21 protein-coding genes are annotated in these 24,461 nt (G+C 42.8%); 19 read left to right on the forward strand and 2 right to left on the reverse strand.

The window, feature by feature from the left end; all coding sequences use genetic code 11:
* Positions 1 to 284: 284 nt before the first annotated feature.
* From hsdR to ACMXYX_RS07275, 5 genes are all read left to right on the forward strand, one after another.
* The gene (gene hsdR / locus ACMXYX_RS07255) at positions 285 to 2,750 is read left to right on the forward strand and encodes an EcoAI/FtnUII family type I restriction enzme subunit R (protein WP_415906709.1); all 2,466 of its coding nucleotides are present in this window, start codon (positions 285 to 287) and stop codon (positions 2,748 to 2,750) included.
* A 55-nt stretch (positions 2,751 to 2,805) separates the two neighbouring features.
* Positions 2,806 to 4,329, forward strand: coding sequence for an N-6 DNA methylase (locus tag ACMXYX_RS07260; RefSeq protein ID WP_415906710.1), 1,524 nt, complete (start codon positions 2,806 to 2,808; stop codon positions 4,327 to 4,329).
* Positions 4,329 to 6,092, forward strand: coding sequence for a restriction endonuclease subunit S (locus ACMXYX_RS07265; protein ID WP_415906711.1), 1,764 nt, complete (start codon positions 4,329 to 4,331; stop codon positions 6,090 to 6,092). Before ACMXYX_RS07260 ends, ACMXYX_RS07265 begins: the two co-directional genes overlap by 1 nt.
* 106 nt (positions 6,093 to 6,198) lie before the next feature.
* A complete protein-coding gene (locus ACMXYX_RS07270; protein ID WP_415906712.1) occupies positions 6,199 to 7,128 on the forward strand; it encodes a hypothetical protein in 930 nt (309 codons plus the stop codon).
* A 43-nt stretch (positions 7,129 to 7,171) separates the two neighbouring features.
* Complete coding sequence (locus ACMXYX_RS07275; RefSeq protein WP_415906713.1) at positions 7,172 to 8,641, forward strand: alpha/beta hydrolase; 1,470 nt, start codon at positions 7,172 to 7,174, stop codon at positions 8,639 to 8,641.
* A 159-nt stretch (positions 8,642 to 8,800) separates the two neighbouring features.
* On the opposite strand, the gene ACMXYX_RS07280 is transcribed toward ACMXYX_RS07275, so the two are convergent.
* Complete coding sequence (locus ACMXYX_RS07280; protein WP_415906714.1) at positions 8,801 to 9,031, reverse strand: DUF1127 domain-containing protein; 231 nt, start codon at positions 9,029 to 9,031, stop codon at positions 8,801 to 8,803.
* A 105-nt stretch (positions 9,032 to 9,136) separates the two neighbouring features.
* On the opposite strand from ACMXYX_RS07280, the gene ACMXYX_RS07285 reads away from it, so the two are divergent.
* The 14 genes from ACMXYX_RS07285 to ACMXYX_RS07350 all read left to right on the forward strand — a co-directional run bounded on the left by ACMXYX_RS07285 (position 9,137) and on the right by ACMXYX_RS07350 (position 22,190).
* On the forward strand, positions 9,137 to 10,069 hold the full coding sequence (locus tag ACMXYX_RS07285; protein ID WP_415906715.1) for a LysR family transcriptional regulator: 933 nt from the start codon (positions 9,137 to 9,139) through the stop codon (positions 10,067 to 10,069).
* Between the two features lie 125 nt (positions 10,070 to 10,194).
* Positions 10,195 to 10,770, forward strand: a complete 576-nt coding sequence (locus ACMXYX_RS07290) for a nucleotidyltransferase domain-containing protein (RefSeq protein ID WP_415906716.1) — start codon at positions 10,195 to 10,197, stop codon at positions 10,768 to 10,770.
* A gap of 12 nt (positions 10,771 to 10,782) precedes the next feature.
* Positions 10,783 to 11,199, forward strand: coding sequence for a hypothetical protein (locus tag ACMXYX_RS07295; protein ID WP_415884358.1), 417 nt, complete (start codon positions 10,783 to 10,785; stop codon positions 11,197 to 11,199).
* A gap of 258 nt (positions 11,200 to 11,457) precedes the next feature.
* Entirely contained in the window at positions 11,458 to 12,195 is a 738-nt protein-coding gene (gene dnaQ, locus ACMXYX_RS07300) for a DNA polymerase III subunit epsilon (RefSeq protein WP_415906717.1), read from the forward strand.
* Between the two features lie 141 nt (positions 12,196 to 12,336).
* Positions 12,337 to 12,915: a hypothetical protein gene (locus tag ACMXYX_RS07305; RefSeq protein ID WP_415906718.1), complete on the forward strand. Its 579-nt coding sequence runs from the start codon at positions 12,337 to 12,339 to the stop codon at positions 12,913 to 12,915.
* A 128-nt stretch (positions 12,916 to 13,043) separates the two neighbouring features.
* Positions 13,044 to 13,301: a hypothetical protein gene (locus tag ACMXYX_RS07310; protein ID WP_415884361.1), complete on the forward strand. Its 258-nt coding sequence runs from the start codon at positions 13,044 to 13,046 to the stop codon at positions 13,299 to 13,301.
* Between the two features lie 4 nt (positions 13,302 to 13,305).
* The gene (locus tag ACMXYX_RS07315; RefSeq protein WP_415906719.1) at positions 13,306 to 13,833 is read left to right on the forward strand and encodes a helix-turn-helix transcriptional regulator; all 528 of its coding nucleotides are present in this window, start codon (positions 13,306 to 13,308) and stop codon (positions 13,831 to 13,833) included.
* A 204-nt stretch (positions 13,834 to 14,037) separates the two neighbouring features.
* Positions 14,038 to 15,456, forward strand: a complete 1,419-nt coding sequence (locus ACMXYX_RS07320; protein ID WP_415906720.1) for an isochorismate synthase — start codon at positions 14,038 to 14,040, stop codon at positions 15,454 to 15,456.
* Positions 15,437 to 17,152 (forward strand): 2-succinyl-5-enolpyruvyl-6-hydroxy-3-cyclohexene-1-carboxylic-acid synthase, encoded by a 1,716-nt coding sequence (gene menD, locus ACMXYX_RS07325; protein ID WP_415906721.1) that lies wholly within the window; start codon positions 15,437 to 15,439, stop codon positions 17,150 to 17,152. Before ACMXYX_RS07320 ends, menD begins: the two co-directional genes overlap by 20 nt.
* 7 nt (positions 17,153 to 17,159) lie before the next feature.
* Positions 17,160 to 17,933 carry an alpha/beta fold hydrolase gene (locus ACMXYX_RS07330; protein ID WP_415906722.1) on the forward strand — a complete coding sequence of 258 codons (774 nt, stop codon included), beginning with the start codon at positions 17,160 to 17,162 and terminating at the stop codon, positions 17,931 to 17,933.
* Complete coding sequence (gene menB / locus ACMXYX_RS07335; RefSeq protein ID WP_415884366.1) at positions 17,926 to 18,777, forward strand: 1,4-dihydroxy-2-naphthoyl-CoA synthase; 852 nt, start codon at positions 17,926 to 17,928, stop codon at positions 18,775 to 18,777. Before ACMXYX_RS07330 ends, menB begins: the two co-directional genes overlap by 8 nt.
* The gene (locus tag ACMXYX_RS07340; protein WP_415884367.1) at positions 18,774 to 19,715 is read left to right on the forward strand and encodes an enolase C-terminal domain-like protein; all 942 of its coding nucleotides are present in this window, start codon (positions 18,774 to 18,776) and stop codon (positions 19,713 to 19,715) included. Before menB ends, ACMXYX_RS07340 begins: the two co-directional genes overlap by 4 nt.
* On the forward strand, positions 19,709 to 21,010 hold the full coding sequence (locus ACMXYX_RS07345; protein ID WP_415884368.1) for an AMP-binding protein: 1,302 nt from the start codon (positions 19,709 to 19,711) through the stop codon (positions 21,008 to 21,010). Before ACMXYX_RS07340 ends, ACMXYX_RS07345 begins: the two co-directional genes overlap by 7 nt.
* 274 nt (positions 21,011 to 21,284) lie before the next feature.
* Positions 21,285 to 22,190, forward strand: coding sequence for an HDOD domain-containing protein (locus ACMXYX_RS07350; protein ID WP_415884369.1), 906 nt, complete (start codon positions 21,285 to 21,287; stop codon positions 22,188 to 22,190).
* Positions 22,191 to 22,425: 235 nt separating this feature from the next.
* Here ACMXYX_RS07350 and ACMXYX_RS07355 read toward each other — a convergent pair whose 3' ends face one another.
* Positions 22,426 to 24,144 carry a protein adenylyltransferase SelO gene (locus ACMXYX_RS07355; protein WP_415906723.1) on the reverse strand — a complete coding sequence of 573 codons (1,719 nt, stop codon included), beginning with the start codon at positions 24,142 to 24,144 and terminating at the stop codon, positions 22,426 to 22,428.
* Positions 24,145 to 24,461: the final 317 nt, after the last annotated feature.

A 24,461-nucleotide genomic window follows, 5' to 3' on the forward strand; every position in this document is an offset into this window, starting at 1 on the left:
GCGAACTCTACCAGAAAATGGCAGGGAATAGGGGGATTTCTTAGACTTAAATCGCTGAAAAAATAATCGAGATGGTAGCTTAGATAATGTTGCTTGCTGAGTTTGCAAAATAGGTGCTTGTTTCGGTCTCAAATTGAAGTTTTTAGCTCAGTCGTCTGTTAGTTCGACCGAGGCTTTTATCTCTTAAACTACAATTTTTGTTTGGACTCAGATCATTGGGAACTCTCGCCTACAGTGGTATATTGCTGTCTTAAGCAGTCGCTTACGCAGACAGGAAGTTAGGCATGGATAAAAAGCAACTTAGTGAAGCCGATATCATCAGTAAATTCATTTTGCCCGCTATTTTAAAAGCTGGCTGGGATGACATACTGCAAATCAGGCAAGAAGTTAAACTAAGAGACGGTAAGGTCATTGTTCGTGGCAATATGGGTATGCGAACAGTGGTTAAATCTGCTGATATAGTTCTGTATCACAAGCCTAATATTCCGTTAGCCGTTGTTGAAGCTAAAGCCAATAAGTATGGGGTTGGCAAAGGCATGCAACAAGGTTTGGATTATGCTCGCCTTCTTGATGTTCCGTTTGTCTTTGCCAGTAACGGCGATGGTTTTATCTTTCACGATAAAACCGCGCCATCAAATTGTGGCAAATTAGAAACCGAAATCAGCCTGGATGAGTTTCCATCTCCACAAGAGTTGCGGGCTAAGTTTAATGCCTATAAGTCCTATACCCCTGAGCACCTAACCTACCTTGATCAAGACTACTATGATGATGGTACGGATAAAGCCCCGCGTTATTATCAGTTGCAGGCCGTTAATAAAACTATCGAGGCAATTGCTCAAGGTCAAAAGCGCGTCCTGTTGGTCATGGCAACGGGGGTGGGGAAAACCTACACCGCTTTTCAAATAGCTTGGCGCTTATGGAAAGCAAAAAAAGCCAAGCGCATCCTATTTCTAGCCGATCGCAATGTTTTAGTTGACGACCCTAAGCGTAAAGACTTTCAGCCTTTTGGCGAAGCGATGACTAAAATCACGGGGCGTAAAGTCGACCCTGCCTACGAAGTGCATCTGGGTATTTATCAGGCACTAACCGGCCCAGAAGAGCATCAGAAAGCGTTTAAGGATGTATCTAAAGACTTCTTCGATCTGATCGTAATTGATGAGTGTCACCGTGGTAGTGCTGACGAAGATAGCGCTTGGCGAGAGATTCTAGAGTACTTTGATTCAGCGACTCAGATAGGCTTAACCGCTACCCCGAAGGAGACGAACGAAGTTTCCAATATCGATTACTTTGGTGAGGCGGTGTATACCTACTCACTTAAAGAGGGCATAGACGACGGCTTCTTATCGCCTTACAAAGTTATTCGCGTAGACATAGATATAGACGCCCAAGGCTTTCGACCAGAGAAGGGCCAAACCGACAAAAACGGTAATCTGATCAAAGACCGTATCTACAATCAGAAAGACTTTGATCGTACGCTAATTATCGATGAACGCACCCAGCTGGTGGCAGAAACCATTACCGCCTACCTAAAGCGTACCGATCCCATGGCAAAAACTATCGTCTTCTGTAATGACATCAACCATGCAGAGCGTATGTGCAGCGCTTTGATGAATTTAAACCCAGAGCAGGTCGCGATAAATGAAAAGTACGTCATGAAGATTACCGGCGATGATGAGCTGGGTAAAAATCAGCTCGAAAACTTCATGAACCCGAAAAAGCCTTACCCGGTCATTGCCACTACGTCAGAGTTAATGACGACAGGGGTAGATGCCAAAACCTGTAAGGTCATTGTGCTTGATCAGAACATCCAATCCATGACCAAGTTCAAGCAGATTATCGGTCGTGGCACCCGTATCGATGACAAGTTAAACAAGCTTTGGTTTACCATTCTAGACTTCAAAAAGGCCACTGAGTTATTTGCGGATGAACGTTTTGATGGCATCCCCGAACAAGTCATGGAGAAAACCACCGACGATATCATTAGCGGCGAGGGTGATATTACTGATGAAATGCTAGTTGACGGTGAACATGGTACCGAGAAGCCCGAAGGTATTGATGAAGACCCGGCTAATTACGGCCCAGGTGTAAACAACCTAGATGAAAACGAATGGTCAGATGGCCCAATTGGTGGTTTTGCCGATGACGATGAAAAAGAACCGTTTATTAAATACCACATCAGCGGGGTAGAGGTTAAAAAGCTAGCTGAGCGTGTGCAATATTATGATTCCGACGGCAAGCTCGTGACCGAATCGTTTAAAGACTACACTCGTAAAACCGTACAGAAGCAATTTAGCTCGCTGGATGACTTTATTACCAAATGGCACGCCACTGAGCGCAAACAAGCAATCATCGACGAACTTGCTGCAGCGGGGGTTATCTGGGAAGCCTTAGAAGAAGATGTAAGCCGTGACTTAGACCCCTTCGACCTAATCTGCCACGTTGCTTTCGACCAGCCACCTTTAACCCGCAAAGAGCGGGCGAATAATGTCAAAAAACGTAACTACTTCGGTAAATACAGTGAGACCGCGCAACTAGTCCTTAACAACCTATTAGAAAAATATGAAAACAACGGTGTGACAGAAATCGAATCTAAGCAAGTGCTTAAGGTCACGCCGTTTGATAAGATCGGCCGCCCCATAGAGATTAAAAAGAATGCCTTTGGGGGCAAAGAACAATACGAACAAGCCATCAGTGAGTTAGAAGACGCGCTTTATCAATCCAGCGATGAGTTTACGCCGCAAAGCGCCTAACACCTAACAATTAAGCTATCACTGCCAAGCCTACAGAGTTGTAACGAGTACTATCATGTCTATATCCAGCGCAATTAAATCCATTCAAGACATCATGCGTAAAGACGCTGGGGTCGATGGCGATGCCCAACGCCTTGGCCAACTTTCTTGGTTACTGTTTCTAAAAATATTTGATGCCCAAGAAGAAGAGCTGGAAGACGAACTCGATAACTACACCGCCCCTATTCCAGAAGCCTACTTATGGCGCAACTGGGCCGCAGATAGCCAAGGAATTACCGGTGATGATCTATTAGACTTTGTAAATAACGAACTGATACCTGATCTTAAAAACCTAACCGCACCGATCAATAAAAACCCGCGCGGTTATGTCGCTAAAGAAGCCTTTAGTGACGCCTTCAACTACATGAAAAACGGCACACTGCTGCGTCAGGTGATCAACAAGCTCAACGAGATCGACTTTACCAACTCACAAGAGCGCCACCTGTTTGGTGATCTATACGAGCAGATCCTAAAAGACCTGCAAAGCGCTGGTAATGCCGGGGAGTTTTATACCCCCCGTGCCGTTACACGGTTTATTGTGCAGATGATCAACCCGCAGTTGGGTGAGTCAGTGCTTGATCCAGCTTGTGGTACTGGTGGTTTCTTAGCCTGCACAGTCGATACCCTAAAAGTCCAAGTGACCAATTCCGAAGGCCAACAGCAGCTGCAAGAGTCCGTGCGCGGGGTAGAGAAAAAGCAGCTACCGCATCTGTTGTGTACCACCAATATGCTGCTGCACGGTATCGAAGTGCCGAAGAATATTCGCCATGGCAATACCCTGAACAAGCCACTTTCCAGTTTAGATGACGACGATATGGTCGACGTGGTGGTCTCCAACCCACCTTTTGGCGGCACTGAAGAAGACGGCATCGAAAAGAACTTCCCTGCGGAGTATCAAACCCGTGAAACCGCCGACCTATTTTTACAATATATTATCGAAGTTCTCAAAGAGAGTTCAGAAGGCAAAGGCGGCAGAGCAGCCGTAGTACTGCCAGACGGCACACTATTTGGAGAAGGCGTAAAAACCAAAATCAAAAAGCTATTACTGGAAGAGTGCAATCTGCACACACTAGTGCGTCTTCCTAACTCCGTGTTCGCGCCTTACACCAGTATTAAGACCAATATTCTGTTCTTCGAAAAAGGCGAGCCGACCCAAGATATCTGGTATTACGAAGTACCTCTGCCTAAAGGTGTTAAAGCCTTTAACAAAACCAAACCGATGAAACTGGAAGACTTTGCCGCTTGTACCGATTGGTGGGGAGAAGGCAATAGCCTGGCCGATAAGATCAAACGGAAAAACCGTCAGGAAAATGAGTTTGCTTGGAAAGTCAGCATCGATGAGATTATCGAGCGTAACTACAATCTCGATTTCAAAAATCCCCATGTAGAAGAGCAGGTCGTTCACGATCCAGAAGAGCTGTTAGCGCAATACCAGCAGCAACAGCAAGAGATCGGTGAACTACGTAATCAGATCAAAGGCATTTTAGCCGACGCTCTCGCACCCTCTAATTCCTCCGATAAAACGGGAGGAAAGGCTTAATGGGATCGGACGTTCAAACTCTAATCACCGAGCATATTGACCTTTGGACATCGGCGATTGAGCATAAGAAAAGCGCGGGCCGCGGTAGCAGCAAAAAACATAACCTCTACGGTATCAAGAAACTGCGTGATTTGATTTTGGAACTCGCGGTTCGGGGTAAGTTAGTACCGCAAGATCCTAGTGATGAGCCAGCTTCGGTGTTGCTGGAGAGGATTGCGGAAGAGCGCACTCAGCTGGTAAAAGAAAAGAAAATAAAGAAGTCCAAAAAATTAGCTGAAATATTTGAAGAGGAATCACCCTTTATTATCCCGCAGGGTTGGGAATGGGTGCGTTTGGGTTCTATTGGCAATATCTTTAATGGAAATAGTGTCAGCGCGAGAATTAAAGCTGAAAAATATACTGATATTGAAGGCTTGCCTTTTATTGCTACTAAAGATGTTGGGTACGGTTTCGAAATTCTGGATTATCAGAATGGTATATCTATTCCCGTTGATGAACCAAAATTCAAAGTAGCTCATGAAAATTCTGTTTTGATGTGTGCAGAGGGTGGCAGTGCAGGTAAAAAGTGCGGCATTACCAACCGGAATATCTGCTTCGGTAATAAGCTCTTTGCCAATGAACTATATGCTGGGATCAATCCTGCATTTATCCTTTCTTGCTACCTGACACCTACATTTTATAACCAGTTCAGTGAATCTATGACTGGAATCATTGGAGGAATATCCGCAGGTAAGTTTGTAGAACTACTTGTGCCGCTTCCTTCTATTAAAGAGCAAAACCGAATAGTTAGTAAAGTTAATGAGCTAATGGTTCTTTGTGATCAATTAGAAGAGCAAACAGAACGCAGCATCGAAGCTCATCAAGTGCTAGTTGAAACCCTGCTAGGTACACTTACCCAAAGTCAGAATGCTGATGAATTAGCCGAGAACTGGCAAAGGCTGGCCGAACATTTCGATACCCTCTTCACTACAGAACACAGCATTGATCAGCTAAAGCAAACCATCCTGCAATTGGCTGTGATGGGTAAGCTCGTTCCGCAAGAGCCGAATGATGAACCTGCTTCCGTTTTGCTGGAAAGGATTGGTGCAGAGAAAGAACAGCTGATTAAAGATAAGAAGATACAACGATCGAAGAGCTTACCTTTAGTTGATTCAGAGGAAAAAAACCATGATATCCCTGTTGCTTGGCAATGGGTTAGATTCAGTGATGTTGCCTCATGTCGTTTAGGTAAGATGCTTGATAAGGCTAAGAATAAAGGAGAGCTTTTGCCTTATTTGCGAAATACGAATGTTCAGTGGTCATTTTGTAATCTTGATGATGTTAAGCAGATGAGGTTTGAGGAGTCAGAAAAGGAAGAGTTTTTGATTAAGGTTGGTGACCTCCTAATATGTGAAGGAGGGGAACCTGGTCGGTGCGCAATTTGGAACAAACCAGATAACGAAATATATTTCCAAAAAGCTTTGCATCGTGCTCGACCTTTCCAAGGTGTCCTAGCTGAATATCTTCAGATTTGTTTGAGGAAAGACGCATTTTCTAAGCAGCTAGATAAGTACTTCACTGGGGCGACGATTAAGCATTTTCCAGGGGATAAATTAGCTCGCTATGTAGTTCCAATACCCCCCGAAAAAGAACAAATTAGACTGGTGGCTAAGGTTAATCAACTTCTGACTATTTGCGACCAACTCAAAGCCCGTTTACAAGAGTCTCAACAAACTCAACTCTCCCTTGCCAAAGCAATCACGGATCAAGCGCTACAGGGATAAGCGTTACTTAGGTAAGCATTAAGAGGATAAGGATGTCCTACGATAAACCTTGGATTAGTTATCTAGAATAACGACAGCTGCTTACAGAATTATGGATGTTACATAAATGGAAGAAATTATTGGTATCTTTGCCAGTATCGTTGGAGTGATAGGCGGCCTTTATCAAGGGTATCGCTGGCTAAGGAAAAAGTTAGATTCTAAGAAAGCTGAAGTAACAAATGCTGATTCCTTCAATGAATCTGTTGCTGAAAGATTTATAAATCTGTTTGAAGCGCACGGGGTCTATCGTAACCAGATACCTGAATTCTTTGATCATGGTTTCACTATTGAGGATGTTCAAACGGAAGATAATCTCCTCGCTAAGTTGACACCTTCATTATTGCAAAGCGCAGCTGATCTGTTTCAAGTAAATGCAGAATGGTTATCCCATGGTCAGGGGGATATATTTAAATCCCATCATTTCTACAAACACCCTGCAGAGTTTGGCTGTTATATAGATAAGCTTCAGGCCAGCGGGGATGAAAAGCAGATAGAAGGTTTTGTTCTAACGGTTAAGCCACCTAGAAAGCATGAAGAAGATACGCTGATTGTTCTTAAAGAGAGCGTGGGCCGAATAGGGGATAGAACAATCTTCAGGTATCACCTGTGTCCGGATTGGATACTCAGCTATTGGAAGTGCTGTGCCGATGTTGCTTGTTGTATCGCCCAAGCTCAAATGCGTGATGTTTTCTTGGTTGGTAAGTACGTCGAAAAGGAGTGGTTGCAATCCTTTGCTGATGGCATGTCTTTACCAAAATTTTCTTTTGATCTCGATGAGATTGATATGCCCATTAAGGGCTGGTGGCAAACTGATGAATTTGTGGATATTCCAGATAGGTTTATCGAGCCGCTTTCGAAAGAAGATGGTTTTAGTGTTAGATCAGCCATTGGTCGTTGGTTGAAGTACTACGAAGATGGCGAAATATACGTATTTTCAGTTGATACCACAAAGAGAATGGGTAGTTCCTTTAGAGAATATATGAAGGGTTGGCCGTAATTCGTTTAATTAAACTACTTTTATAAAAAATTTAGGGATTTATATGGATGTTAATCTAGATTCTGTATTAGAAAGCCTAAACAAAATTGATAATGATTTATTTTGTACGTTTTCTACTTTTAGTAAATATCACGTTAATATACGAGAAGGAAAAGTATATTTTTCTACTGGTGGTAGAGAAAGGAACGTAGAATTAGACACACTGATCGATCTCATATTTGATGTTTATACTTTACGTAGCTTTTACTATGAGGATTATAGAAGGGATTACGCTAATGCCGCATATCTTATTCCTGTTGCATATTATGTGTTGAATGATTTAGGGGTCGAACTTCTTAAATTCGAGCCTCCTACCAAAGGTTGGGACAAAGTAATTTTCGAAGTTGAAAATATACACTCACAAATTGATGCTTGTATGTTCGATGCTGAAGATACAGCCGATGTATATCATAAATCGGCAGCGAAGCTATTTGATGCGGACTATGCTAAGAACTCATTGGCATATGGTACACCTAATATATCGCCAACTAAGCTGATCACGCAGAGGAATGAAACTTTAGTTGATGTGCATTACTCGACCAACAGAGAGTATGATGAGTCCGCAAAAGAATATACCTCTGTAAAGTGTAATAAAAATCGTTATGGGGTTGCTTGTGTTTCAGTTCCTGAAACACATCGATCAGGAAACATTGAAAAGCCGAAATGGTGGAAGCTTGAGCTGACAGAAAAAAGAGGTAAGCATTTCGTAGTTGTTGAAACTACCGAACAGAAACCTGATATTTTCTTTTCAAGTCTTAAAACAAAAAATGAATCTAAGAGAGTTCTAGTTTTTATTCACGGATTTAATGTTAGTTTTAATGAAGGGCTTAAGAAGGCTGCTCAGATAAAATATGACTTAGGTGTTGATTTTCCAGTTGTTTTATATTCTTGGCCTTCTTTAGGTAAGGTTTCTGGATATATTAAAGATAAAGAAACAGCACTTTATTCCTCAAATTACTTACATGAATTTATAACTAAATTAAATGCCGAAGGGTATGAAGAGGTACTTTATATTGCTCATAGCATGGGGAATTTGTGCCTTTCTGAAGCTGTGAACCAAGGTTTTAATCAAAGTGTTCCTTCCTCAAGAGCGATTTTAGCTGCAGCTGATGTTGAACGTCAGACTTTTTTAGATCGTTATGCGGAATCGATTAATAGTTTCTTTAATCATGTTTCTCTCTATGTTTCGTCAAGAGATAGAGCTCTGCTTGTTTCTAAGAAAGCTAATAAAGAGATCAGGGTAGGAGATTCTACTGATAATAGTGTATTTGTCTGTGATCATTCTGAGACTATTGATATTTCAGACAATGATGGTGGATTTTGGAGTCTTAAGCACTCTTATATTTCAGAAACAAACGTAGTTTTGAATGACGTTTACTTTAATTTGATTAAAGGGCTAAAAGCATCTGAGCGAAGATTGCTTGAATTACAAAATAGAAAGAATCAGATCTATTGGAAGTTTCATGAGGCTTAGTTCAGCGTTTATGTCGCTTATAAGTTAGTGCCATTTTAGTGGTTATATTAGAAGATTTATTAGCAAAGAACCTGGGGCAAGTCCCCAATTTACCATCGTAAGTTTTACTTAACCCAAAATAGGAACCACAGTTCCTATTTTGGGGATCAGATAGTATTTTTACTTCCCAACCCAGAAAGCCTTACTCGCTTCTTTGTGAGCTTGTTTGCGGCTTAAACCTATATCCTTCAATTGCTCATTACTTATCTTCAGTAGCGCTTTCCGAGTGCGGTAGTTCTGTTGCCACTGTTCGAGAATACACGCCAATTTATGCAAATTTATTGTCGGAAGAGGATAACTATTTCTTATCTCTTTTGATGGCTGGTAGTTTTCGCATACTTGAATGCTCATCTGTGTATCCTCCGTTTATGGTTAATTTGTAGGTATTATTGGTCTTGGGTTGCTATAGTGACAAACGATATAAATTTCTATTCAGTTAACTAAAACTTAAGTGATATGGATCGTTTACCTCCTCTTAAAGCGTTGCGCGTATTTTTGGTGGCTGCTGAGCACGGCAGTTTTAAAGTAGCGGCTGAAAAGTTGTTTGTGACGCAGGCTGCGGTAAGTCAGCAGATACGTTTGCTGGAAGATTACTTTGCAAAGCCTCTGTTTATTCGTCTGAATCGTGAGGTTCGTTTATCTCCTGCTGGTGCTGCTTTGTTGCCTTATATCCAACAGGCGTTCAAGGCAATTGAGGAGGGGAGTCGTGCGCTTTCGGTCGATCCTTCACCTAATCAGCTTAAGATCACTTCACTACCTTCATTTGCTGCGCGGTGGTTGATCCCTAGGCTGGGTTCATTTCAGCAGGCCTATCCAGAGTTCAATTGCTTAGTATCTACTTCCTGTGATCTACATGATTTCTCGGATGATAGTCAGGATCTGGCGATTCGTTTTGCTGAAGGCGGGAATACACAGTTGATGGAGAAAATTCTGACCGAGGATTATATCGTTTCGGTCTGCCATCCTGACCTTTTGCAGACAAAGGATGGAGCTGATCTGAACCTTGGCAACTTGCCCTTGTTGATTGATGACTCACCCGAACTTAAACAGGTTAATGCTGGATTTATTCGAGAGATGGGGGGGAATAATCAGGTGGTTCTGCAACTGCTAGATTCCAGTCTTCAGGTGGATGCTGCATTGAATGGTCAGGGGGTTGCCCCAATTCGTTATAGCCTAGTGTACGAGTATATTGAACGCGGCCATTTAGTATGCCCGCTTAAGTGCTATTGGAATTCGCCTTATGCCAACTATCTGGTTGCGCCTGAAGCTAATTTTGATCGGCCGAAAGTGATGGCTTTTACCGATTGGATTATGGAAGAGGTTAGAGCCGTTGAAGCGCATTGGCAGGTGTTTAAGGATACTTACAATTTTTCACTGATAGGTGACTAAGGTAAACGTGTTTATTCTCCCTCTAAAGTTTCATACTGGGGTATCGGAAAACGTCCATTTAGTTCTCGACGATTCCCAAATTAGGAACTATAGTTCCCATATTGGGACTTTTTGGGTTGTTTTTGATGTTAGCTTCGACGATTGGAACTGCGCTGTTTACTAAGGCGCAACAGAATGTATTAGGTTTGCTATACGGTAACCCTGAGAAAAGCTTTTATCTCAATGAGATTGCTAGAAAAACGGCAATGGGTAAAGGTGCACTCACGCGTGAGTTAGCAAAGCTAACAGAGGCGGGAATACTCACTGTTACCAAGTTAGGTAATCAGAACCATTATCAAGCAAATAGCAGTTGCCCGATTTATGGTGAATTGAAGCAGATTGTTATTAAAACCTTTGGTATTAAAGGTGTTCTTCAGCAAGGGATATCTGGTCTTTTAGAGAACGTCGAACAAGCCTTTATCTATGGTTCTGTCGCTAAAGGTGAAGAGCATGCCGAGAGCGATATTGATTTAATGCTGGTGGGTAATGGTTTAAGTTATAGCGAGGTAATGGAAGGATTGGAGCCTCTTGAAGAGCAATTGAACCGCCAGATAAATCCAACCATTTATACACCAGAAGAGTTTTCTCAACGCTTAGGTGAGGGACAAAACTTTGTTTCTAAGGTTATGTCACAATCTAGGGTCGATCTACTGCAAGGATAGCAGGGGAGTTCTATGAAGGAACTGGATAATTTAGTCAAAATTAACAAGCTCAATTTCGAACCGCCAGATAAAAAGGAATTTGAAGGCATGGTTCGCGCAGGTAAAACCAAACTTAATGATGCTCAAATCGAAGGCCTAAGTGAAGATAGCCAGTTCTCATTAGCTTATAGCGCAGCGCATGCATTCGCCTTAGCTGCTTTAAGGTGGCATGGCTACAGATCCGATAGCCGTTACTTAGTTTTTCAGTGCTTGGGCCATACTTTAGGGCTAAGCAAGGCAAAATGGCGGGTTTTAGATAAATGCCATAACACACGAAACCTTGCAGAGTACGAAGGACATCTTGAGATCAATCCACAGCTGCTTTCCGAGTTAATTAGTATTACTAAGGAGCTTGAAGTTCTCTTGGCGAATTTGCCAGCATTAGAATAAGAGTTGTTTCTCACACACAAAGTCCCAAAATGGGACTTTTGGTTCCATTTTTGGGACTTTTGCTATTAGTAACTCCTATGAAACAAGCCCAAGTGCTGTTGCTATACCTCACTAGATTCTGAAGTGAGGATCTAATGAATATGATAGAAACTTTGTGTGGTTATTTAGGATCTGTCAGATATAGCGAGATCACCTGTTTACAGAAAAATACTCTGCTATACTCGCGCCATTGTAGTTAGTGATTAAGAGGCCTTATTTATGTCGAATCGTCTGGTGATTCTGGATACTGAAACCACAGGTATGAACCAGGAAAGTGGTCCGCATTTCCAAGGGCATCGGATTATTGAGATAGGCTGTGTTGAGGTAATCAACCGTAAGCTGACCGGCAAAACCTTTCACGTCTACATCAACCCAGAGATGCCTATTGACCCTGAGGCGATCGCGGTCCACGGTATCACGGATGAGCAGGTTAAAGACTGCCCGAAATTTGCTGAAATCGCTCAGGAGTTTGCCGAGTTTCTCGACGGCTCAGAGATGATTGCACACAACGCACCCTTCGACGTCGGGTTTATGGATCATGAATTCGGTATGTTGGGTTCGGGTTGGAAGACGACAGAAGAGCTCTGTAAAGTCACCGACTCCCTCAAAATCGCTAAAGATAAATTCCCGGGTCAGAAGAACAACCTCGATGCCTTATGTCGCCGCTTAGGTATTGATAACTCCCATCGTGAGTTACACGGCGCCTTGTTGGATGCCGAGATTCTTGCTGATGTTTACCTGTTGATGACAGGTGGCCAAACTTCTTTGTCGTTGTCGGATGATGAGGCGGGTGGTGATGCAGGGCAAATCAGAAGACATGCAGATGCACTACAAGGCTTACCTTTGGTCACCTTAACAGATGAAGAGCTAGCCGAGCACGAAGCGTTTCTAAATATGCTTGATAAGAAAGCTGATGGTAGCTGCACTTGGCGTCAGGATTTAGTTGAGGCGGAGTAATGATGCTTTCGCCTCTCGTTGCCCCTACTACTATTTTATACAATAGGTTAGCTATGGTTTTTCAAGATCCTGACCGCTAAAGTGGGCAAAATCGTGTTGCTCACACGGTTTAGATAGAGATAAAAATTTCAAGGATGGTAGATGTGTGAATTAAAAAGGATTTTACGCCTAACACTAATTAGTTGTTTGCTATTTAGTTCTGATCTTGCCTATTCCGGCGTTAAAGAATACCCCATCTTAAAGGTCGATTACGGCCCTTCAACTACTTTTAAGACCGGTACTGTCGGTAAGATCAATATTCCGTTAGACGAACTTACCAATGCAAAAATCGCAGTCTTGGATGGGTTAGTAATCATTTTCGATGATGGTTCTAATCTATCAATGGAAACGCTCACCGATATAGCTCTTGGATTCCAAGGCGTTGATATGCGCACTTGGCCAAAGTACCTCTTAGGAATACAAAACGCTGGTCCTGAACCTGAGGGCTACAAATCCGAGCTGCAACAATCTAAAGAGCACATTATTGACACTGAAGTATCAGCTTACGAGATAAGAACATTTCCTACCGAACAGGGGATCGGTTACTGGGCTATTGGCCCCAAAAAATCAGTAATCGTATTTACTTCATCTGTCATAGAAGACCAGGTAGCGCTCTTATTTGCTGAAAATATGGATGAGCAGCAAATTAAAAAAATCATCATTAATGGCACGCTAAGATAAAGATATTACGTGAATGCCTAACCCTGTGATTGAAAGGTATGTGCTTGTAGAGCGATTATTATTTTAAATCGGTTGTCGTTTGACAACTTGATGGTGCATTTCTAAACTTAGCATACGGAGAGACAGGGATGTCTCGTAAGAAACACTCCAAAAAAGAAGTGGAAGCCGCATTAGTTTATGCGGAAAAGAATGGTTGGCGTATTGAAGTTGGTGGAAGCCACGCTTGGGGTAAAATTTACTGTCCTTATAATGACAAAGAATGTCGTTGTGGTGAGTTTTGTATCGTTAGTATTTGGAGCACCCCAAAAAGCCCGCAAAACCATGCTAAGCAGATCAAACGAGTCGTTGATAACTGTGCTGTGAAAAAAGCATGTGATGAGGAATAAAAGCATGCGTGATTATGAATTTACCTTGAAGTTTGCATTGCCAGACGCTGACATTGATCCTAGTACTTATGTTGAGCAATTAGGTGAAGCAGGGTGCGATGATGCATTAATTGGGTTAGGTCATAGTGGGCGTATCGCTTTACAATTCACCCGAGAAGCGAAAAGTGCTTCTGAGGCTGTGATCACCGCGATAGAAGATGTGAAGTCTGTGATTCCAAATGCTCAGCTATTTGAGGCGACACCTGATATGGTCGGGGTTTCGGATATTGCTGAAATCATAGGGGTATCTCGGCAAAATATTAGAAAGCTGGTAATGAATCATGGCTACACCTTTCCTGTCCCTGTTTATGCAGGTAGCTCTTCTTTATGGCACCTTTCTACCGTTCTTGAATGGTTTGAGACCGAGCAAAACAAAACTATCGAACCGACGATAAAAGAGATCGCTTTTACAAATATGCAGGTTAATTTAGTTAAGGAAAGCCACAAGCTTGATCCTATCTATTCTTCAAAATTATCATTTCTCAATCTGTAGAGCTTATCTGCTACTCTGTTTACCGTTATTTATGAGCAAGGGCGTCACATCTCAGAGACATTGTGGTTTGATACAGGGCAGATAAAGTAAAGAAACATGGCTTTCTTAGCATATTAGATTAGCTGTTCTGTTGTGGTCATATTTGTATTCGGTATTATGTTTTGAATAATGTGATCATTCATTCTTTTTTAGGCCAAGGATATTTTGCAAACACTCGTAAAGCCTGCAGAATCTCTTATCGATTTTTCGGATCAACCTGCCTTTATTGCAACGTTGTGTAAGCAGGTTAGCCACCTACCTTATATTTCAGATCGGATATACCATGCTTCGGTTTCTGTTGATCGACAGGATTTGATTGCCTTTCTTTCCAATAATACTTCTCACCAGCAAATGTTTTGGCGTGAGCGAGATCAGGATCGTGTGCTTGCAGGCCTTGGTGCCGCTGTGGAGGTAATTACAGATTCACCATCTGATGCGATTGCTGAAGTTAAAGGTTTCTCGTCCATAATTTATAGCCAATCTGAGAAAGCGTATCAGCCTTTTTTCTTTGGCGGATTTTCATTCTCTGAAGCAGATGAAAGTGATATATGGCAAGAATTTCCATCCAGTTATTTTGTTTTACCGCAGATCTGTTTGAGTGAAACTCAGGGTGAATATCACCTACATATTCACCTGCCATGTAACGGCGAGGCTGAATGGAATACTGCACAAAACGATCTGATCAGGTTGTTACTTGCATTGGATTGGGATCGATCCATACCAGAACCTAGTGAGGAAGGTCTGCAGTTTCAAAAATGCTCTAGTATCGGTAAAGCCCAATGGCATGATCTCTGTGATCAAGTGCAGAGTGAGATTGTTCATCAGTCTATTGAAAAAGTCGTTCTCGCCAGAGATGTAGTCGTATCAGTTGATGGTTCAATGAATGTTCATCATTTATTGAACCGTTGGTTGACGGTAAATTCAGATACTTATTCGTTTATGCTGCAAAGAGGCGATAAGTATCTTTTGGGGTGTTCACCTGAGCGTCTTTATAAAAGAGAAGGGCAGCAACTTAGCACAGAATCATTGGCTGGAACGGTTGGGCGAGGAGACGATTTAGCGGGTGATGAGCTGTTATCTCGCCAGTTACAGCATGAGTCTCGCTTTCAGAATGAACATGGGTTGGTCAGCCGATTTATACAGCAGCAGATTGAAGGTGTTTGTAACACGGTTGATTTTGAACCTACTCAAGTTATGAAATTGGAAAAAGTTCAGCATCTTTATCAAAAGGTGACGGCTGAACTTAAGTGTAATATTGATGATGCTGAATTGATTAATCTACTCCACCCGACACCTGCTGTATCGGGTTATCCAAGAGATGCGGCCATGAATTTCCTTTCTTCAAATGAGCCCCTAGCGCGTGGTTGGTATAGCGGAGGCATTGGAATCGTCAGTTATAGTGATGAGAGGGAGTTTGTTGATTTTGCTGTCGTGATTAGATCTGCGCTACTGGAAAATAATCGTTTACACTGTTTTTCTGGCGTGGGGTTGGTTGAAGGCTCCGATTCAGAATCGGAATGGCAGGAGCTTGATTCGAAAATTAACTCTCTTCTTGATGTGGTTTATGGCACAGCACAACACTAATCTGACAAGTCTATGGGCCGCTGCTGTTCTAGAACAGTTAGTTCAGTTGGGCGTTGAGGACATCTGTATTGCTCCTGGCTCTAGGAGTGCACCGTTAGTTATTGCAGCTGCCAAGCTTTCTCATTCTAAAGCCAATACAGGGGATAAAGGAAAGCTGAGATTACACACGCATCTTGATGAGCGAGGCTTAGGTTTTTTCGCACTAGGTCTTGTAAAGACGCGGTCAAAGCCAGTCATCGTGATTACTACATCTGGGACTGCGGTTGCCAATTTATATCCTGCAGTCATCGAAGCGTTTCAAACATCACAACCGTTGATCGTTCTCTCTGCTGATAGGCCTGAAGAGTTGCTAAATTGTGGTGCGAATCAGGCGATTAATCAGAAAGGAATCTTTGCGAATAATGTTGTCGAATTTTGTCAGATTGATGCGTTAGATTCTGAAGCAGAGATTTCAGAAAACCTGACATCAATCGTCAGGGCTTACCAGAAAGCAAGTGCGTCAGGCCCTGTACAGATTAATTGTGCCTTTAGGGAGCCACTTTATCCAACAGATGATGTGGATCTGTTGGATACAGACAAATACCTTCAGACTGTTGATCCAGAGAGCCTATCTGCTTCATCTGTTTTTGAAACAAAGTTTAACCAACCCGAAGGGAAAGCAGTTCTTGTCGCCGGTGATTTAACCCCTTCGCAAGCACAGCATGTTTTGGCATTGGCCGAACGGTTTGATACCCCAATTCTTGCCGACATAAACAGTAATTTGCCGAAACATCGATTGGTTATTCAAAGTGTTGAACTGATGCTTGAAGCTCAGCCTGATCTACTTGCTGAATACAGTTCAGTGATTCAGTTTGGTGGGCGACTTGTCGGTAAACGATTGTTAAATTGGTTAGCTGAAAGCCATTTTGAAAACTATCTTTTGGTATCACCACAGGCCTTAGCTCTCGATCCATCTAAGACGGCAACTCAGCTTTGCATCGATATAGATGAGTATTGTCGGGGCGCCGTTATAACCAAATCAGATCATGCTCAACTGTTAGAAAAGAGTGACCAAATACTGGAGAAAGCACGAACCCTTGTGCGTTCATTCTCATTCGGTGAACTGAAAGCTGCGCAGACTCTATGTGATGTCCTGGATGGTAACGTAGATCTTTTTGTCGGTAATAGCTTAAGCATTCGCTTGATGGATCTGCAGTCTAATCGCAATTTCCCTGTTTTCAGTAACCGTGGGGCGAGTGGGATTGATGGGCTGTTGGCCACGGCTTGCGGTGTACAGCAGGGGCGAGGGAGACCTATGGTGGTTTTGTTAGGTGATACCTCGTTGCTGCATGATCTAAACAGTTTGATGATCGCGCGCCGTCATACTAGTGACTATCCGCTTATATTGATAGTGTTGAACAATGACGGCGGCAGCATATTTAATATGCTGCCTACGGCAAATTTAGGTGATATTCAGCGAGATTTTTTCCAGCTACCGCATGGTCTGGAGTTTTGTAATATCGCTAGGAGTTTTGATATTCCTCATTATTTACCTAGCACCGAAGCGCACTTCAAACAGCAGCTTACTGAGTTACTCAAACAGAATGGGGTGGCAATGATCGAGTTACAAGTACCTCCCACTGAGAGTAGTCAGCAAATAAAAGCACTCTATGAGTTTTCAAGAAATCATGGCGCAGCTTCTGATTCGACAGGCTAATAATTAGATGCTGATCAACCATCCGAATTACAATGGCCAGATATTAACTGAAAGCTCCCCCGTTATACTCTGCCTCCATGGCTTTATGGGGGGGCAGGATGATTGGAAACCCGTTATAGATCTTCTCCCAGATAGTCAGAAACTGAATATTGTTTATCTCTCTTTGCCCCTGACATTCCCAGAGGATGTAACAGATATTTCAAGTTATAGCCGTTGGTTGTGGCAGCAACTTCCCGATTTTAAACAACCGGTGTTTTTACTAGCGTATTCTCTGGGTGCACGTATTGGGATGCATTGGTTAAGGGATAATCCTGGTTCAATTTGTGGTGCTTTATTCGAGGGAGGGCACCCGGGCCTCCCCGGCGACAAAGCGCGGCTAGGCAGTGATTTAGTTTGGCAGCAGCGGTTTAGTCAGCAGGATCTTAAGCTCACTTTGGAGCAGTGGTATCAGCAAAGTGTGTTTAATGGCAGAGAAAAAGATACAGCGGAACAGATCTATCAACGGCATAAGGCTGATCCATCTGCGTTAGGAAACTTATTGCTGACTCTATCTGTGGCTAATCAGCAGGATATGACGTCCTCACTTGGGGGGCACCCTATTACCTATCTCACAGGAGAGCATGATAAAAAATACACAGAATTAGCAAAACAGCTCGTTCAACAGCATGCTAATATCGTTCATCATGTTATCTCAGGTGCAGGCCATAATTGTCACAGTGATCAGGCCTGTAGTGTGAGTAGGATTTTATCTAATTTTTTAACGGACTTTATTCATGACTAACCCTGCAGACAGCAGTATCCAGAAGGGCGCAGATTGGGTTGATTGCGGGCAGCAATTTACAGATATCCTTTATCACAAGGCTGAAGGTATCGCTAAAATCACTATTAATCGTCCTGAAGTACGTAATGCCTTTCGCCCACAAACTGTCAAAGAGATGATTGCGGCAGTCAATGATGCCCGTTATGACGATCAGGTAGGTGTGGTTATTCTGACTGGGCAAGGAGATATGGCTTTTTGTTCAGGCGGGGATCAGCGAGTTCGAGGTGATACGGGCTACGAAGATGAGTCTGGCGTTCATCACCTTAATGTTCTGGATCTTCAGAAGATGATCAGAAGCCTACCTAAGCCAGTTATCGCGATGGTAGCGGGTTATGCCATTGGTGGGGGTCATGTACTGCATCTGGTCTGTGATATGACGGTAGCTGCGGAGAATGCTCGATTTGGTCAGACAGGCCCTAAAGTGGGTTCTTTCGATGGTGGTTTTGGTGCCAGTTATATGGCGAGTATCGTAGGGCAGAAGAAAGCCCGTGAGATCTGGTTCTTATGTGATCAGTACGATGCAAAAGAAGCACTAGATATGGGCCTAGTAAACAAGGTCGTACCTTTAGAAAATCTAGAACTAACCACGGTTGAGTGGTGCAGAAAAGTGCTTAGGCTTTCACCTATGGCATTGAGAACGTTAAAGAGTGCTTTCAATGCTGGAATCGATGGGCAAGCAGGTCTTCAGGAGCTAGCCGGTAACGCGACTATGTTGTTTTATATGACAGAGGAAGGGCAGGAAGGCCGTAACGCCTACAATGAAAAGCGCCCACCTGATTTTAAGCGATTTAAACGCCAGCCATGATCCCTAAGGTCCGGCTTCTTGAGTATGAAATTCCGTTTACCTATCCCTTTGTTTTTAATATGGGTGGTAAGCGGAAAGCACTCAAAACTAGACAGGGATTGCTACTCCACTGGTTGTTTGCCGATCAGAGTATTTATACAGAGGTCGCACCCTTACCAGGTTTTTCAAATGAAACCCTACAACAGTGTAAGCAGCAGTTATTGGCGCTCGATTCGGAGGAATTGTCCGCTTCTGTTATTTCAAAGCGCTTATACCCAAGTGTGAAATTTGCAATTGAAGCTGCGTGGTATCAACTTGAGTATCCATTGCGTTCTACAGCTGTTCGTTCCTGTTCGCTTATGGGTAAGAGCTCCGAAAGCCATCGGGTAAAAATCAAAGCAGGGCATCAACCAATCGAGAATGATGTTTTGTCTTTAAAATCAGCATTAGCTTATTTGGAACCTCATCAAAAGTTGCGTATTGATGCCAACCGGACATGGACGAGAGAAGAACTAGAAACACTCCAGCAAGCACTCAATACGTCACAAATCGATTATGTGGAAGAGCCGCTTAAGTGCCTCGACCACTACCAACTTAACGGATTGCCAATCGCTTTTGATGAATCTCTCCGCGAGCTAGATCCGCTAAAGCCTGTTCCGGAAATATTCTTTACTGCTAAAACCTGGGTATTAAAGCCAATGCTATGTGGGTTACAACGAACTATAGAGCTTGCTGAATTAGCTCGTGAGAGGGAAATAGCCTGTGTGCTTTCCAGTAGCTTTGAAAGCAATGTCTCATTGGAGTTCTATCATTCACTGGCTCAGGACCTGGAATTAACCGAGGAGCAGGGCTTGGATACTCTTAAGTATCTTGCAAAAGACCTACAGCCCGCAAAAATTAAGCTTAGAGCGGAAAAAGTCCCATTGGCAGATTGTAAAGAGATTGCGCAGCTATGCTAGAAACGCTCCTCGAAAAGCATTATGGCAATGGCAGTACACTGGGTGATGAGCAGCATCGTTTTTCTTACGAGATGTTTAATCGTCTGATTCAATCTAAGAGAGATGAACTGTATTCATTCGGGTTAACAGAGCATCAACTTGTTCTGTATAAAGCTGCTAATACGCTTGATACGCTCATTTTAAGTTGTGCCATTATGGAGTTGGGGGCGGTAGCAGTTCCGTTCAATCCTGCATTTAGTGAGACCTTGCTGAATGAGTTAAAAACTCTTAACCAGTATGCGTGTTTTATCGATCAGCATGGGGTAACGGGACTAGATGAAGAGCATGAAGAGGGTGTTGTTGATTCATCCATAGTGAATGGAATTTTTACATCGGGATCGACAGGAACACCTAAACTGGTTTGTCATCGCCTCTCTAACCATATTGCCAGTGCTAAAGCTTCAGCGATCATCAATCCTTGCGACTCTTCTGATCATTGGCATGTCTCATTGCCGATCTACCATATCGGTGGCTTTAGCGTGCTTTTCAGGGCAATAGTGTCCGGTGCATCGCTGACTATTGGTGGCCGTGTAGAGGATCCATTATTTCTACAGAACATGGGTATAACCCATGCTTCGATGGTGGCGACACAGTTACAACGTTTCAAAGCATCAGCTGACAATATAAAGGATTTAAGGCTAAAAACCTTGCTGATAGGGGGAGGTCCTACGGCAGATAAACTTCTACGTTTATGTGCTGACCTGCCTTTAAGAAAGACTTACGGCATGAGCGAAATATCGTCACAGGCTTGTACTGAAGGTGAAGATGGCTCGATGGAAGTGCTAGACAGTGTCGAGCTAAAGGTTGATGAAGACGGTGAAATATTACTGGCAGGTGAAAGCTTATTTGCAGGCTATCTGGTTAGTAACCAATTGAGATCATCAGAGGCATTTTTCCGGACAGGTGATATCGGCCGGTGGGAGAGTAACAGGCTGCTGATTACAGGGCGTAAGGATAATCAGTTTATTAGCGGCGGTGAAAATATTCAGCCGGAAATGATTGAGAAACAACTACTCAAACTAGAAGGTGTGATTCAAGCAGTAGTGGTTCCTGTTGAGTGTCCTGAATTTGTCTATCGACCTTTTGCTTGGGTAAATCCAGATTGTTGTTTTGCTCAGATTAAGTCCGATCTTAAGAACTTATTACCCAGTTTTATGATTCCTGTTGGCTTTGCCCAGATACCTGATTCTATGATGGTGAAAGGCCTCAAGTTATCTCGCAAGGAGCTTACCGCTCTAGCTGAACAAGAGCGGTAAGTAATAGCCTATCGCTAATCCAAATAAGGCGTTTATGACCTTAAACGATAAATCTAATATACAGAAAAACGAATTAATAAGAGTTATTAAATTAATACTGCAATGTGCCAAAGTAGATGCTCTGCACAACAATCATTACGGGCTAATTTAATAGTACTTGAGCAAACTGATATACTGAAAACAGAGGATGTATGCTGGTATATGGCTATTTTTATTAAAAACTATTGACTGCGAAACAGGTCGAAGTGTTTTTTAAAGAATGAGAGCGTTGAAAGTGACAACTAAGAAAAGAAAACTCACTTTATCAAGAATAGAAGAGCGTGTTCAACAGTTACCGCTTCTGCCTTCTGTTGTTTGTGATTTGATGGCGCTTGATACAGACTCCCCCTTCTTTTATGACAAAGTAACTGAGTTGTCTCAAGCAGACCCTCCGCTGGCAACAAGAGTACTAAAAATTGCTAACTCAGCCTCTTCGGCACATTCCCATGTCATAACTGATCTGCATGAAGCACTGATTCGGGTTGGGACAGATAAAATATTATCGATTATAACAACATTATCAGTTGCTCGAGTTTTCACCCCCGTAACAGATCAGCAAAAAGCCATTTGGCAGCACTCAATTGAAACAGCTCATATTGCGAAGTTTGTGGCGATCCATCTAAAAGATTTTAACGTGGATAAAGGGCTGGCATTTACTTCAGGCTTGTTACATGACATAGGAAGATTTGTACTGTTTGAAATGACAGCTAAAGCCATTGATGTCGTAGATGCTAAGGGCTGGGACACGCCGATAGAATTACCTGAGGTAGAGAAAGGAGTACTTGGTTTTACACATGCAGATGCTGGCTTTATTGCGGCGAAGAAATGGCAGTTGCCGAAAGTAATTGTAGACATGATTCGTTATCACCATAATTACGAGATAAACGAACACAACGAAGTGTCAGCAGAATTGCGGAACTTAGTTTTAGTTGTCCAGTTCGCAGATTTGGTGAGTGTTTTAATTGAAAAGAACCCAGAATGGCCTGATTGGGATGAAGCAAAATTGACTAGTGAAATTCGTAGTTTCTGTCACCACGATAGTTGGCCTAAAGTTAATTTTCCAGTAAATGAACTCGTAAAAGAACTACCAGTTATATCTATTGAGTGCTATCAGATACTTGAAAAGCTAAGGTTGAGATAAAATCTACCCTACTGTTTATTAGTTAATACTGGTTTGTAATCTATAAAAAGTTCTTGGACCTCATGGTGAAGTGTTTCTGCCTCAAGGATTTCCTTCGTCTGTAGCAGTTATCTAGTGATAAGTCAGGTTACTTTCGTAGGCTGATATGCACTGGAACTATCAGAAAACACTTTGATTAGTCCCAATATTGGAATTATTGATTATATATTGGGGCTTTTGGGCTCCGCTTAAATCTTTACGATGAACAGCTGTAATGAGATAAACCACCTAGATCATTCAGTTCTGCTGGTCTTAATCTATAGAATTTATCTTCCACTTCTTGTGATTGTTCAGCATAAGGCTGAGTCATTACTTTCTGTAGTTCCCTTATAAGCTCGTAATTACCTTCCGTAGCCTGCTGATAAGCTGGTTGTACAAACCACTCACGTAGAGTGTATTTAGGGTTTACCTGTTTCATCTGCTGAATACACTCTTCTGGCGAACGATTCAGATAGGTATTAGCCTGCTCCACAGCGGTGTTCCATCGCTTAAGCCAATCTTCCCAGCGTTCACTGAGTTTGCTAGATGGCGCTTGGTAAAAGCTATTTGTTAATGGCTCTAGGCTCTCTGGCAGGTTGGATAGTTCACGGAAGAAGAGCGTGTAATCAGTTTGGGTCTGGGTCATTAGAGCTAATAGCTCTTTTACTAGTTCTGGCTCAAATTTATGTAGGCCTAATTTTGCGGCCCACATTGCTTCCATTTTGTTAGTCATCTCTTCTGCAAAACCGTTTCTGATTTCACTGAGCTGTTCTATTCCGTCAGGAGCTGTTTGGAGAAGGGGAGCTAAGGCTACGCAGAACATATGGAAGTTCTGTTCTGCGGCTAGAGGCTGATTTAGGAAGGAGAAGTGATGCCCGCCGCCGGTCCAAGGTTGGAATTGTGGATCAAACTCATCCATAAAACCGTATGGACCATAATCTAGGGTAAAACCACCCGCAGCACAGTTATCGCTGTTGAAGTTGCCTTGGCAGTAGCCGACCCGAATCCAGTTACTGACTAGTGAAGTGAGTCGGTCACGGAAAGCTTGAGCGAGTACCAGCGCTTTCTCTGTTAGAGATAGATCCTTATCGATTGCATCGCTGTATTCACGCTCGATCAAATGGAGAACTAGCATCTCGAGTTCTTCTAATGCTTTAGGGTGTTCTTGTTTTCGAGCACGGCGACCAAAAAGCTCTAACTGGCCAACACGAATAAACGATGGGGCAACACGTGTTGTGATTGCAACCGGGTTATAGACCATGGTGTCAGGTTCATGAGAGTGTGAGCCTTCAGAATACCAAGGCCGCCTGACCGTTTCTGATTTGGAAACGTAAAGGCTCAATGATCTTGATGTCGGCACGCCGAGGGCATGCATATGCTCTTGCGCTAAAAACTCACGCACACTTGATCGTAAAACTGCACGGCCATCTGCTCCGCGGCAATATGGAGTTTGACCGCCGCCCTTAAGCTGCATCTCCCAACGTTTATCGTTGAAGATGCCTTCTAAAACAGAGACTGCTCGACCATCTCCATATCCGTTACCTGTGCCAAATGGGCATTGTTGATAGTACTCATTTCCGTAGATTGAAAGGGCATAACCGCAGGCCCAACCCTGCTTACGTAAAGGTTCGGGTACTTGAGAAAGGTCGCCAGAGAACATCTGCTTGAAACCAGCCGATTGCGCCAGAGTATCCTTAAAACCTAATTCTCGAAAAAAGGTATAGCTATGTGTGATGTACTCAGGCTTATTGATAGGTGTTGGGTTAACTGGCACATAATGGCCAGAAAAGATCTCTCTAGGGAAATGGTCGATCCCGTTTTTTGTTGCTTCTGGATCAGGATTTAAGGTTTGTAATAGCGAGTAATCGGCGTGAGCTGCAAGATCGTCGAGTGAATCGATAGTTGGTTCATGATTTGTAGCAGATGGATCGATCATTGTAGCTCCATAACTTGGGTTAACGCTGGTATGTGTAGTTTCAAATATCTATTTGAGATTTAAAAGAGGGCAAGATCTCTTATAGCAATAAACTTTAGTGAAACGGGTAAATAGTTAACATCCGAAATACTGAGTTTATCTTGATTAAGCGGTATTTTCTCAGGCTGCTTTTGGTTTGTTAGTGGCCTGTTAATAGGGCTATACAAAATCCTTTAGTGTTTGTTTGAAAAGTGAACAAATGTCGCCTTTGTGACAATATTTTTAGGTCTTTAGTTCATATCCTGTACCGTAGAAATAAGTTGTTTAACGTCTATAGT

Source organism: Neptuniibacter sp. QD72_48 (assembly GCF_047778065.1).
Lineage (GTDB): Bacteria > Pseudomonadota > Gammaproteobacteria > Pseudomonadales > Balneatricaceae > Neptuniibacter.